Origin of the sequence: Lonsdalea quercina (assembly GCF_900107885.1) — a bacterium.
Taxonomy (GTDB): Bacteria; Pseudomonadota; Gammaproteobacteria; order Enterobacterales; family Enterobacteriaceae; genus Lonsdalea; species Lonsdalea quercina.
Genome location: NZ_FNQS01000014.1, coordinates 60,141 through 73,673 on the forward strand (window position 1 = coordinate 60,141; position 13,533 = coordinate 73,673).

Genomic DNA, 13,533 nt, shown 5'->3' on the forward strand with positions numbered 1-13,533 from the left:
TGAAGCATTATTCGTTTTTATGCTGCCGTTTTCAGCCCAGTTTCTGGCTTCTCCGGATTCAACATCACCACCTCGACCCGCTGCCATTGACGGCATGAGGTTGACCATCGTTCCGGTCGGGCTTTTTGAGCCGTCTCATATAAGGTTTTTCGTTTTGCCAGCAGGCTTATATCTTCCCCCCGATGCCGTTGGTCCGGCGTCACATAACCGATGGCGCTATGCCGGTGCTCTTCGTTATATCACTGCCTGAACACCTCGACCCAACGCCGCGCTTCATCCAGGTCCAGGAAGCCTGATGACGGCCAAGCCGGAACATATTTTAGCGTCCTGAACAGCCACTCCACATAGGGATTATCGTTGCTGACTCATGGGCGACTGTGCGAGCCGGTGATATTCAGTTCTTCCAGTTTCGCTTTCAACGTCTGGGATTTCATTGGCGCACCATTGTCGGCATGCAGCACTAACGGATGTCGGTAGCACCCTTCACGTAAGGAGCGCGGCGGCCTGCTCGCCGTTTTTCTCTTCATGAACCTCGTAACCGACGATTTTTCGGCTAAAATATCTTCTATTAAATAGAGATAAAAATAGCGACCACGAACCCGTGAGGCTAACCAGGTGACGTCCCACGTCCACACCTGGCATGGCTCAATAGCCTGATAAGTGGTCGGTTTATTCACTTTCTGTGGTGCCCGACTACGGCCACGGTGATGTACCTAGCCGTCTCGCCGGAGCACCCGGTAAAACGTCGACTCACTGGCCAGGTAGATACCCTTGTCCGCCAAACATGGCACGATCTGTGCTGGCGGCAGGCTGGCATATTCCGGCTCGTTACATACCGCGACTATTTGATGCTCTTCTTCAGCTGTCAGTTTATTGGCCGGGACCGGACGCACGGCCGTGGGCCGACGGTCTTCAGCCTGGCCGTTCCAGCGCCGCCAGGTGCTCAGGCTTAACCCCACTTCCCGGCAAGTAGAGAGCAGACGTGCGCCGGCGCGCATGGCTTCACGTATCCATTGGATAAATTGCGTGCGTTCGTGAGCGGGGGTCAGTCGTCCTCGTCCTCCACACCGTAATAGTGATTCAGCTTTTTTCGCAAGACCAGCAACGCAGCCGCCTCGGCCAGGGCCTTTTCTTTGCGCGCCAATTCGCGCTCCAGCCCTTTGATTTTCTTTTGGGCCTGCTTTTGCGACTGGCGGGTATCAGCTTGTGGCGTCTGGAGAAAAGCCTGTTTCCACTGGGCGATTTGTTCAGGATAAAGTCCTTTGCGACGGCAGTATTCACTCAGTTCGGCTTCACTGAGTGTGGCGGTTTCGACGATGACCGCAAAGCGCGCTTCTGTCGACCAAAGGTCGGTGGTTTTGTTAGCTCCGGGCACCGGTTTTCCCACCAGCTTGGCTTGGGTTCGCCAATTATAAAGGGTAGCTTCCGATATCCTTTCCTGTTGTGCAAGTGCGGTAACGGTCATGTTGTAGGGCGGCAGTAATTTGGACAAAACGGCGGCTTTACGTTCCGGTGAATAGCGTTTCATAACAGGCTCCGTTGCCCCCATAGAGATTTTCAGTAAGGGGTGTCAACTATCCTGCCAGAGGGGGATTAGGATAAATCATCAATTGATGAGCAGTAGTCCCGGCAAGACCCGGTGCTTTTAAGTATGGTTCGGTACTTTCCGCACCAAAGGGAAGGCCGACGCGATGGATATCCTTCTTAGTTTGCACCCAGTCAACCGAACCGTGAAGCTTGGTATAACGCGCGACACCTTCCAAGTAACGCGGTTCTCCACGAATGCCGGGAGGATTGTAGTGCATATCTAAATCTAACCGAGAGGAACGGAAAATAGGCATAAGGTTGCCCAATAAACGAACTAATAAATGCAATCCAGCCAATTCAGCACCTGCTTCAATGAGCCGATCATAGTTAGTTGTGAAAATATTTAGTCGATCCCGCACCCCGGTACGGCTGGCAAAACTCATCAGAAAAGTAACCAGAGTATTGAACGCCTGCTCTCGTGTATGTTCCGCAGCAATCGCGATACCTTCTTCACTCTTCAGAATTGAATATGCGAAATTTTGCATGCCGCTTTTTAGTTCTGCACAAATAGCTTCAGCCTCAGTTTTTTTTGCAATATCTCAAAGCCGCGGAGTAACTCATTAGCAACTCGCAGTTGATCTTCGAGATTGCATTCTTTGCGTCCAGCAGCGATGGCTGCTTTCTTTGTGGCTTGATTAATTTCGGTGCGGTGGTTGCTAAGAGGCAGAGTATTCATACCAGCAGCACCTTTCCCGGTAGCCAGATAGTGAATCGCATGTGTTAAGCTGGAACCAGCCAATAAAGAAAGGTGCTCTGACTGAAACAGTGAAGTTAGCCAAGGTTCGATGTGGTTGCGCAAATCTTTAGACCCAAATGAATCAGAGCTTAGCCAAGACACCTCTATTCCTTCAGTCAATTTAAATTTGGCAGTCTGATTTTCATCAGCGATGAACTGTAACGGTACGTGGTCATCGCGCACTTTAATTATGTTGATGTTTGGTGTTTTCTTCTCATCTTGGGATGCCGGAGGGGTAGCTGTTTCGTCACTATCAGCTGAGAATGAAGACTCATTAGCATTCACAATTACTGCTCCTTACTATGTGCATGTAAAAATTTGATAGCATTACTGCGTGTTGCGGATCGGTATTTTCTAACTAAAATGTTTATAACAGCGTATTCAATTATTCTTCAGACGAGGTGGCAACAATTCTGCAACGGTTGTGTTTTTCACTACCGTTTCAACTAAAAATGAATATAAACCGAAGAGACATGTGTTCGGTAGACATCTTATAGGCGATTAAGATAACGAAAATGTGACGATTGGCGGAAATTGTTAATGTCTCCTCCTTGCTCATAACAGACAACAGGAGTCTTCTATAATATTCTGCACGAGAGTATGAATTATTTGGGTTCTCCGAAAAGACGAAGATCTCTAACTCCTCAGTGCATTTAGAACATGGCCAAGACTCGGAAATTGCAAATAATGTGTGGAGCTAATAACATTATGCATACAGTTATAATATTTTCTTGGCTAAGAATAAATATTATCAATCATCTCTCAAGGTTTCTCTGATTATTTATTTTGTAAATAATTGCAGCTAGAGAATTTTAAAAATCATACAAAGCCTTAAAATCAATCCCTAACTCATCAGCAATCACCCCATCACTTCCAGCGTCGGATTTCCAACGCCTCGCTCAATACCACTAATATAGGTGCGATCCAAACCACACTTATCGGCGAAAGCCTCTTTGGAGAGTCCGGCCTGTAAGCAAAGTATTTTACGCGTTGTCCAAAACGGACGGTGATGTTTTTTGTGATCCTACCCACGTAATGTGGACACCGCCCTAAGCGAGGTTCTGGTTTTCAAATTGTTCCGGGCTGAGACCGCTGCAGGCACTGTGCCGGTGCCAGCGATTGTAATCACACTCTATATAATTAAACACTGTGCTTCGCATTATTTCACGGCTGGCGAAGTGTTCACCGTGGATGCATTCCACCTTCAGTGAGTGAAAGTAGCTTTCTGCACAGGCATTATCATAACAGCAGCCTTTTGCACTCATACTGCCACGCAGATTATGCCGTTTCAGTAAAGTCTGGTAATCCGCTGAACAATACTGACCGCCTCTGTCTGTATGAACAATAACCTGTTCCGGCCGCTTCCGACGCCACATCGCCATCTGTAACGCATCGCAAACCAACTGTGACGTCATCCGCGAGGACATCGACCAACCGATAACTGACCGGGACCACAGGTCGATAACGACCGCAAGGTAAAGCCAACCCTTCATCTGTTCGTAAGTACGTGATGTCACCCGCCCACTTCTGGTTCGGGCCGCTGGCGATAAAGTCCTGCTTCAGCAGGTTTTCCGATACTGGCAGGCCGTGTGCACGGTAGCTGACCGGACTGAACTTCCGGCTGGCTTTTGCTCTCAGCCCCTGACGATGCAGGCTGGCGGCGATGGTTTTCACGTTGTATTCCGGTAGTTCGACTGCAAGACGCGGCGCACCATACCGTTGTTTTGCCGCACTGAATGCCTTGCGAACAGCATTATCGCAGTTAAGGCGGAACTGCTGACGCGGGCTGACCTGATAACGGCGCAGACGCCAGGCATACCAGCCGCTGCGGGCGACAATGGCCTTGATGCTGAACTCAGACTGATATTTTTCGATAAAGACATACTCCATTTCAGGCGCTTCGCGAAGTATGTCGCGGCCTTTTAAAGAGAATGGCCAGCTCCTCATCCCGCTCGGCCAGCTGTCGCTTTAACCGAGCACTTTCTGCGGCCAGTTCACTTTCATGTTCTGAAGAGGTCATTTGTTGCTGTTGCTTACTGCGCCAGGTATAGAGCTGCGATTCATAATGAGCTGGCGGGCAGCAGCAGCAGCGACGATGCGCTCAGCCAGTTTCAGGGTTTCATCGCGGAATTCAGGTGTGTGTTGTTTACGGGGCTTTTTGCTGGTTGATGTCGGTTTTGTCATGAGTCGCCTCTGGTTGAGAGTTTACTCACTTAATCGCGTGTCCACTATTGCTGGGTAGGATCACGAGGTATAAGGATTGACTTTTCGAGGCCTGGAACACCCACAGATAATGCCACGGTGGAGTCTTTTAACGGCAGACTGCGGCAGGGGTGCCTGAATAAAACGGATTTATGTCTCAGGAGGATGCACTGTGCTAAATCAAGGCCTGGCGCATACTCTATAATCAGAGCCGCCCCCATTCTGCGCTGGGATGAACGACCCCTGCTGAATTTGCCGAAAAATCTGCCGGTTGCCAGAATATGCAACCAACCTGAAGCCGGTTATTTATGATTATGTCCAAATCAGATTTGGGATCATGATCAAGGTAAAATATCAAGGCATGAATCCAGTCCAAATATTCAGTAAAAATAAGGATATGCAGCCAAGAGATGTCGGGTCATTGTTGTATTTTTCTATAGATGTAAGAAGAGATTGAAGGTAATATATGCTTCTACAATTCCATTATCTAACACAGGTTAAAAAATGAATAAAAGGAACTTCATCCACTATGGATTATACTTAGTCATAGCCTTAGTTATGTCACTTATCTACTATAAAATAAGTCAAAGAATAAACATAAATTCGGATATGGCTTCTGGGTTCCTTGCCGCTAGCGATTTAAGTAAAGGTAATATATATCTTAAAGGCTGGAGTCTATCAACTGTTCCATTTTACTTTACAGAATTAGTTTGGTATTCACTGGTGATCCTCATCGGTGGATATAATTATATGTACAACTATGCTCTACCAGCAATATATCTAGTGGTTTTATGCACCCTCATAATAATGTGCTGTGATAATAAAAAAATAGGTTTTTTTCTTACATTTTTCTTGCTGGGAACACCGGGCCTGTTTTTGACAAGTAACATACTAGTTCCCGTAATTCATATCGGCGCATATATTTTTAGCCTGACATCTCTATTACTTACTATGAAATACGTTAAAAGCGGTTTGAACTGTCATCTCATCATCAATTATTTTATACTAACGATGGTTTTTTTCAGTGATAGTATCTCTATATTTATAATACTTGTCCCTTTTTTAACTGTTTCTTTTGTCACGTTTATACAAGGTAAGATAAGTAAGCGCTGGTCTGCACTTACACTAATATCCTTAGTTTCATATGGATCATCATTGTTAATATGGAATCTATTCAAAAAATACGGGTTTAATGTTCCAGGATATTCATCCCCAACATTTGTATCATTGGATGATTTTTATAGTAACCTAAATATTTTAGTTGAAGGTTTTTTACGATTACAAGACTCTTTCTTTTTCGGTGCAGATCCACACAACCGCCAGACTATATTTATTTGTTTATCCTTTGCATGTCTAAGTTATATTATGATCATGCTTTTTTTAAAATTAAAAAAAGCAAAAGACTTTGATAGCCTTGATGTTTATCTTTGTTCAGCAACCTTTGTTATGCCCATAGCTTTTGTAGTAAGTAGCGTAAATGTTGGGGTATCATCAATCAGATATATAATTCCATTTTTTATTTTTACGACAATACTCCTTAGTAGAAAAAATGATGGAGAATGTAGCAACACACGATTGAAGTATCTTGTATTTTTTGTAATGTTTGTTGTATCTATTTACAGTATTTACAACATGCTAAATACTCCTAAAGCCCTCAATCAAATGCATAATGTTTCTGAAATTATCAAAAAAAATGGTCTAAAAAAAGGCTATGCTGAGTTTTGGCATGCTTCATCTATTTCAGTATATGGTGATGTACAAGTAGCACCAATATATTATGATGGTATGAAGCTGATAAAGATGAAATGGCTAAGTAAAGATGAGTGGTATAACTCAGGAAATAATTTTGTCATCGTTAACAACAATGATATTGAGGCAACTGTTGTTAGGCAATTCGGTAATCCCGACAAAGTAATCGAAGTAGAAGGCGTAAAAATATTTATTTGGAATAAAAACCTCATAGCTTCAGATCATTGATAGCATAAAAATTTATAATACCAGATTTTCAAACCGCCCCCAAATTGGGGGCCTTATACTAGCTAAAAATTTAGTAAAACTGCCACTGATGACAGTTTTAATCCACTGATAATCAAAAGTAATCGACTTAAAGTTAGCTGCATATTCTGACAACCGGCGGATTGCGGCTCACGCGCAGCACAAGTAATAGCTGTCTTTCTCTGCAGTGGGCACGCCGGCGGCAGTTTTTTGCCAGCACATCCTGCAGCATCATCTTGTCGAAGTGAATCGCCACGAAAAATCCAGACACTTTCGAGTCGATGATAATATTAGTTTTCGTATTCTGCCGGTGGAATCTGATTGCTTGAACCATGCCGACGCTTACAGTTATAAAACATTTCGATGTAATCAAAAATATTGATGCGGGCTTCTTCCCGCGTTCCTTAAATCTTTTTCTTTATCCGATCGCGTTTAAGTAGCTGGAAAAAGCTTTCCGCAACTGCGTTATCGTGACAGTTACCACGACGCTCATGCTGCCTTCAAGACCGTGTGATTTAGGAACGACTGCCACTCATGGTGTAAGTGTAAGCACACCCGTTTTAGTTTCACGCATTTTTTGAGAGTTTCAGTTTTTCAGCCATTAGCCGGTACTCTTCCGGTGTCAGGTTATTCAGGGATTCATGAGGCCGCTCGCTGTTGTATTCCGTCAGCCTGCGCTCTGTGATTTCCCGTGCCTCGTTCAGTGTTCTGAACAGGTAAAAATCCAGTATTTCTGTCCAGTATGTCCGGTTAAAGCGTTCGATAAAAGCATTTTGCGCAGGTTTACCCGGCTTGATTAACTCCAGCATCACACCATGATCCTCATCCCACTGTGCCAAAGTCAGCGAGACTAATTCCGGCCCATTGTCCATCCGTATCTTCAGTGGATATCCGCGGTGTGCCACTATCCTATCCAGTACCCGGACGACATGCTGAGCCGGGATATTCAGATCGATTTCTATCGCCAGCGCCTTACGGTTAAATTATCAACCACGTTGAAGGTTCTGATACGTCTGCCGCAGACGAGCGCATCGTGAATAAAATCGATGGACCAACTCTGGTTCAGCGCTCCCGGTGTGGCCAGCGGAACCGGATTACGCAAGGGCAGTCGTTGTTTTACTTTGCGACGAAAATTCAGTTTCAGCAGGAAGTAAATCCGGTGTACACGCTTATGATTTCAGGTATTTCCCTGCCTGCGAAGAACCTGAAATAGCTTCTTAAATCCGTAGCGAGGATAGAGTTCAGCCGCCTCAGTCAGGCTCTGGATCACCGGTTCATCACGCCGTGTATCCGGTTGATAACGAAACACCGTCCTGCTCAGCGATAACGTCTTGCATGCCTGGCGTATGCTCATCGTAAACTGCGTCGTCAGATGGCTGACAAGCTCACGCTTTATCGATGGTTTTAAAGCTAATGGAATGGTTCGCTCCCACCCGGCTTGCTAAAATTTCACTTGTTGTCAGCCTTTATATTGGATGTGTGTTATGTCGAGAATAAAGACACAGTCCCTGAGCAGAATGGGTATTGATATCGGTAAAAATAGGTTTCGTTTAGTCGGGATGGACGACAAAGCAAATATCCTGATTCGGCGATGTTTTACCCGCGATAAATTAATTGAGTATCTGGCCCGTGTACCCCAGATGACAATCGGCATGGGGGTTGCCATTGGCTGGCCAGAAAAGCTAAATCATTTGGATATACGCCCTTCATTGTCCTAGCCCAATTTGTAAAACCTTTCGTTAAATCAAACGAGAATGATCTGATTGGTGCTGAAGCAATCGCTGAAGCTATCTCTCACCCTACTATGCGAACAGTGATACCATAAACAACGGCACAACTCGATCTGCAGGCATTACATCGGATCAGAGAACGCATGGTGTCTCATAAAACAGCGGTGGTTAATCAGACCAGAGCATTTCTCCTGGAATACGGGCTGACTATTCATAGTGGGATTGCGAAATTTACACATGGTATGCCTTCACTGTTAGCAGACGAGCAAAACGAGTTGAGTCCATCAATGAGGGATATACTCACTGATCTCTGGCAGGAATACCGTGCCCTTGAAGAAAAGCTTTTGCACATTCGTCGCCGTATTGAATCTATCGCTGATGCGGATGGAATAGCTAAAAGGCTAACGTCGATTCCCGGCGTAGGAAAATTGACAGCGACAGCAATGACGGCGTTTGTCGGTAATGGTCAACAATTTAAATCAGGGCGCAATTTAGCAGCCTGGCTTGGCCTTGTCCCCCGAGAATACTCAACAGGAGGCAAGCAACGTTTATTAGGTATGAGTAAACGTGGTAATGCATACCTTAGAAAACTGCTTATCCATGGTGCCCGAACCTGTGTTCTGCATTTAAACAGAACAACAAATCTGCTGGGACAGTGGATACAAATTATGGAAGAGCGTGGGGTACACCGCAATAAGGTTGTTGTTGCACTGGCGAACAAAATTGCCCGAATTATCTGGGCTGTCATGACTCGACCGGGCACTTTCTATTTACAACAACGAGATGTCTAAAATCGCTTAAAATCTTACCAGTGTGCAGGGTATGTGATGACAAAACTGTGCAATGGCGTCTTGTAAACCTGGGACAAAAAAGCGGCTTTAGCAGCCGAAGAAGTTTATCGAGAACTTGACGCGCTTATTCCATCATGGCCTTGCTGCCAAAAGCAGCTGACTTGCAAGAGGCCGGATACATTAACGCAAACAGCTTTTATCATCGTGTGCTTGCAAAACGGTAGCGAACCATACATTTTTGTCAGCTCGTTCTGTAGCATGGCCTTATCGAGGCTCTGGTCGGCCACCAGCTTCTTCTGCCTGAGATTATCTTCTTCCAACTGCCGCATGTGTTTTAGTTCTGAAGGCGAAATCCCGCCGTATTTCTTACGCCAGGCGTAAAAAGTGGCGTCGTAGATACCGAACTTGCGTCAGATGTCCGGCACAGAGGTTCCAAGCTTTGCCTACTTAAGGGCAAAAACAACCAGCTCTTTAGTGAATCGTGATCTTTTCATCGGCACCACCTCCGTTCAGGGGGGAGGTTATCATGCCGGAATTTTGTTTCTGAATGGAGCAAGATTTCGGGTCAGGGTCAGGGTCAGGGTCAGGGTCAGGGTCAGGGTCAGTGTCTTTTAACTGCTTGTCAGAAAGCAAAGGGTCCGAAAACGCTTCTTGGTCAAGTCAGAGCATTGCGCAAAGAGCGGCTCAGTCAACCGTGCAGCATCCTGGATGGCGGCAATCCTCCTTGCAAAAGCCATGGCGAAGTACTTGTTGACTATCAGGATCTTTTGGCAAAGCCATGCTACGGTGTGAGTATTCGAGTACTCACTGCCATCATGGGGATAAATGACGGAATTGGCGAAGTGCGCATCCGAGTGATGTTAGGAGCGGTAGGTAGATTTTGCGCTGCAATGATAGTTCACCAAAAAGCGAATATGGCCGCGACGAACCAGCGAGGCTTTGGTGCCACTACGGTGGTCAAAACAGTTACACTTAGGATATGAGCACATCACCTCAGATAGTTGATGACGTTGTGCGCTGCTGTCGCAGCGACCTCTTGATGTCCCAGAGTAAGTGCTGTCTTCGACTGCGAAAGACCACAACGCTATGCATAGCGGTCATTATTTTGACTCATTAAACGTCTGAATTGGGTCTAGAGCAGTCTTTTTCCACTGGCCGCTTTTGGTTGGCAGACGCTTGCTGCAATCGGTTGGAGTCGTCCAGAATCAGACGGTTTTGTGGTGGTCTGAACGGGTTATTCTTGAAGCTTGAGTGCTAGGCGAACTTTATGAAAGACAGTAGCCATTAAGAGGCAATGGCTAAGCTTTTATAGGCCGATCCGTCTTATACGGCTGAGTTGTTGGCTAAGGGTGCTCGTGATGATGATCTGGCTGTCTTTGAACGGTAGCTATCGGCTAGCTTTGCCATTAGCAGCGCTAACCCGTCCTCTTAGGTAGTTTTTTGACTCTGTATGGCATTTTTCATAGCCTTACGATTCCGGAATATATGAATGTTATGTTTTATAATGAATTTATTGATTGGTTGATAATCTTGTTGGAATGATTTCGCTTCTGGCAACAGCCTGCACGTATAAGCAGTAAAAACACCTCTAAGCCCGCGTAACTGCGGGCTTTTTTGTTTTTGTGTCTGGCACTTTCTGGCAGCGGTTAGCTACGGGGAAGCACGGTTTTTCATGGAGGGATCGGACTGCAAAACCACATTTAGGAGGGGCACACAACCACTACCGGCGACATCAGGCCTGTGCCGAATATTAAATATCTTTATTTAACAATGTGTTACGAGTTTATTTGTCAGCATGTAATCGGCCAGATGTGTTCGTCTGACACACCTTACTCCACTTATAGCGTGGGGTTAATGTTAATAACCACACAATAAATAATATTTAGAAACGAATCACCTGGTGACATCTCGAATCTGATTTTATTTAGACAATAAGTAATTTAACCGAGCTTCTTTGAAAAGCTAAACGTGGGTTAAACGAGTGGCGTCAATTTAATTAAAAAGGTGTGTCTTGATACATCAAATTCCATCTATCGCGTGAGTCAGTGTTAAACATTTCAGAATGGGTGATATTTTAAGACGAACAACATCACTACAATTTGTATCTGTTCTTTTCTCGAAAATATATATTCAAAATTGTGCTTTATTATAAAATTAAATGGAAGTTAAACGGCTAGCGTTAATTTAGATAATGAAATCTGTTGCCATTTTGTTTATTTCTCACTTTTAACGATTGATAACGTGTTTGCGAATACATGATGGGAAAGTTAATTTCCTTATATATAACAGTGATTTTACTTGTGTGTGAGTTTATTTTGATGATCGGAATCAGCGATCGGTGACCCAATATTTGATTTGTATTAACTATTAAAGTTGCTTGATTGATCGCCTTTGACGATCGGTTTGGTTTATGGATAATGCACCAAGTCAATTTGAGGGGTGAAAATAAAATAATGCCAATTTGATTTGAATCAATCCTCAGGTGTGGGGGTGGTGAAAATTAATTAATCTCACATTCTTACGTCAACGAAATCGCTGTGGATCGGATAAAACCAGAGTAGATGAAGCGGTTATAGTGAAATAAGTCCCACTTCGTAGGTTATGGCGCTCAGGAGTGAAGGAGCGGAAGTTGCCGGTGTAATTAATATTTTGGTGAGTGTGAAAACTGTTTTATTACTTAAGATAACTAACGTTATTTTTATTTCAATCAAACGATATTGCTTAACTTGGATTTGTTTCCACATAACTTTAGTTAGCTAAGTCTTTTTTACTATGGCTGTTTTTCTCTGATTTGATGAGGCGTTTTATTAGTTTCTGGGGTTACTTTAATAAGAGGTATTACTGTCTTTAAATGTTTTTATTTGTTTAGCACTTCATTTTGTCAGGTGGAAGTATGGTCTTGCGAAATCCAGGGAATACATTTGTCTATTTACTGAGTGGACAAATGTATTCGCATGACATGCGAATGAAGTATGACATCAAGAACGTGGTGTTTTTGACTGTCTAATGAAATATATGAATATCAAATAGCAGGATTTTTAAATGAAAAAACTCATTCTGGCTTCATTGTTACCGGTATTAATGGCTGGGTCGTTCACTTGTCACGCAGATGACGAAGGTGGTGGCGGTGATGAGCCAACGACGGTTTCCCCTAAAGCGATTAGTGTTGATGGTGGCAAAATCAACTTTACGGGTTCCGTTGTTGCTGCGCCATGTGCGGTAGATAGCTCTTCGAATGGTCAGAGTGTCACTCTGGGGCAAATTGCCACCAATCAGTTGGCAACAGAAGGCGCCACCGGCTCCGCAGTACCATTCACCATCAAGTTGGTGGGTTGTGACTTGTCACCGCAGGCGGGTGCGGCTACCGGGACGAGCAACTACACCAAAGCGTCCATTACGTTCAATGGGTCTACCGTGGATTCCACCACCCTGCAGTTGACCGCTGATGGAGCTGGCTCTACGCCGGCCAAAAACGTAGGTATCCAGATTATGCAGGCTGGACAGACTGTCACGGTTGATGGCAGCACCAGCACCAAATCACAGAACATCATTGCGGGTGAAAATGAAATTCCTTTCACTGCAACCTATGTGGCGACTGGTACGTCTGTTACCGCTGGCGCAGCAAATGCCTCCGTTAACTTCAAAGTGAACTACGAATAATCGCAGAGTCACTGTGTCCGCGACATGAGTGTCGCGGACATCGGTTTCATCATCATCAGGGGAAACAATCGTGCCCGGTTTTAAAATACGAAACACCTTAATAGCAGTATTTATGTCGACAGTATGTCTGATGCCCTCCTTGGCAAATGCAGGAGGCATCATGCTGGGGGGGACCCGCATTATTTACCCGGCAAACCAGAAGCAGGTCCCTATGTCCGTGCGCAATACCTCGGAACAGAGCAGCTTCCTGGTCCAGTCTTGGGTAGAACAGGCAGATGAGAAAAAGAGTCAGGATTTTGTTGTTACCCCGCCACTATATGTTAGCGGGCCGGGTAATGAGAACACCCTTCGTCTGATGTATGTCGGCGCATCGGCAGCGCCTGACCGGGAAACCCTTTACTACTTCAACACTAAAGCTATTCCCTCAATCGACAAGAAGAAGATGGAAGGCAAAAACATGCTGTTGCTGGCGGCGGTAACGCGCATCAAATTATTCCTGCGCCCTGCCGGACTGAAGCCGACCGTAGATAAAGCGCCAACTGAACTGACCTTTCACCGTGCCGGCGGCCAGATACGAATTGATAATCCGACGCCTTATTATCTCACTTTGGTCGAGATGAAGGTCGGAGGGAGCAAGCTGCCTGACACCATGGTTTCACCGCGTAGCAGTGCCACGCTAGCGCTTCCGGCTTCACCGGGAGGAACGGTGACGTATCGGACAATCAACGATTATGGTGCGGCGACACCGGAAATGCGCTCAGAGCTGAAGTAATGCTGTTCTTTTTTTTTACTCAGGTTTGATTTGGGTGCTTGCTGAATGCAGATTTTACAT

Annotated in this window: 6 protein-coding genes and 8 pseudogenes; 6 read left to right on the plus strand and 8 right to left on the minus strand. The window is 45.2% G+C overall.

From position 1 onward, the window contains the following. Positions 1–17: 17 nt before the first annotated feature. The 5 genes and pseudogenes from BLU64_RS17060 to BLU64_RS15755 form a co-directional block, all read right to left on the minus strand. Positions 18–1,528 (minus strand): annotated as a pseudogene (locus tag BLU64_RS17060) (IS3 family transposase). Between the two features lie 46 nt (positions 1,529–1,574). Beyond that, positions 1,575–2,072 carry an SIR2 family protein gene (locus BLU64_RS17505; RefSeq protein ID WP_200873747.1) on the minus strand — a complete coding sequence of 166 codons (498 nt, stop codon included), beginning with the start codon at positions 2,070–2,072 and terminating at the stop codon, positions 1,575–1,577. A gap of 8 nt (positions 2,073–2,080) precedes the next feature. Next, positions 2,081–2,608 (minus strand): hypothetical protein, encoded by a 528-nt coding sequence (locus tag BLU64_RS17510; RefSeq protein ID WP_200873746.1) that lies wholly within the window; start codon positions 2,606–2,608, stop codon positions 2,081–2,083. Between the two features lie 527 nt (positions 2,609–3,135). Then, positions 3,136–3,346 (minus strand): annotated as a pseudogene (locus BLU64_RS17925) (helix-turn-helix domain-containing protein). A gap of 26 nt (positions 3,347–3,372) precedes the next feature. Beyond that, positions 3,373–4,507, minus strand: a pseudogene (locus BLU64_RS15755) (IS3 family transposase). Between the two features lie 75 nt (positions 4,508–4,582). On the opposite strand from BLU64_RS15755, the pseudogene BLU64_RS17290 reads away from it, so the two are divergent. Both BLU64_RS17290 and BLU64_RS15770 read left to right on the plus strand, forming a co-directional pair. Next, positions 4,583–4,761: pseudogene (locus BLU64_RS17290) on the plus strand (integrase core domain-containing protein); the annotation flags it as partial. Between the two features lie 373 nt (positions 4,762–5,134). Continuing rightward, positions 5,135–6,502 (plus strand): hypothetical protein, encoded by a 1,368-nt coding sequence (locus BLU64_RS15770; protein WP_139171528.1) that lies wholly within the window; start codon positions 5,135–5,137, stop codon positions 6,500–6,502. A 308-nt stretch (positions 6,503–6,810) separates the two neighbouring features. Here the strand turns inward: BLU64_RS15770 and BLU64_RS15775 are convergent. Continuing rightward, positions 6,811–7,054 (minus strand): annotated as a pseudogene (locus tag BLU64_RS15775) (IS3 family transposase); the annotation flags it as partial. 32 nt (positions 7,055–7,086) lie between these two features. Next, positions 7,087–7,931, minus strand: a pseudogene (locus BLU64_RS15780) (IS3 family transposase); the annotation flags it as partial. 106 nt (positions 7,932–8,037) lie between these two features. On the opposite strand from BLU64_RS15780, the gene BLU64_RS17515 reads away from it, so the two are divergent. Both BLU64_RS17515 and BLU64_RS17520 read left to right on the plus strand, forming a co-directional pair. Next, positions 8,038–8,238: a hypothetical protein gene (locus BLU64_RS17515; RefSeq protein ID WP_200873745.1), complete on the plus strand. Its 201-nt coding sequence runs from the start codon at positions 8,038–8,040 to the stop codon at positions 8,236–8,238. A 122-nt stretch (positions 8,239–8,360) separates the two neighbouring features. Further along, positions 8,361–9,041 (plus strand): annotated as a pseudogene (locus BLU64_RS17520) (IS110 family RNA-guided transposase); the annotation flags it as partial. A gap of 236 nt (positions 9,042–9,277) precedes the next feature. Here BLU64_RS17520 and BLU64_RS17685 read toward each other — a convergent pair. After that, positions 9,278–9,535: pseudogene (locus BLU64_RS17685) on the minus strand (transposase); the annotation flags it as partial. Positions 9,536–12,083: 2,548 nt separating this feature from the next. Between BLU64_RS17685 and BLU64_RS15795 the strand changes: the two are divergent. Together BLU64_RS15795 and BLU64_RS15800 are read left to right on the plus strand one after the other, a co-directional pair. Next, entirely contained in the window at positions 12,084–12,701 is a 618-nt protein-coding gene (locus BLU64_RS15795) for a fimbrial protein (protein ID WP_026742292.1), read from the plus strand. A gap of 160 nt (positions 12,702–12,861) precedes the next feature. Continuing rightward, complete coding sequence (locus BLU64_RS15800; protein ID WP_235195085.1) at positions 12,862–13,473, plus strand: fimbria/pilus periplasmic chaperone; 612 nt, start codon at positions 12,862–12,864, stop codon at positions 13,471–13,473. The last annotated feature ends 60 nt before the right edge of the window (positions 13,474–13,533 follow it).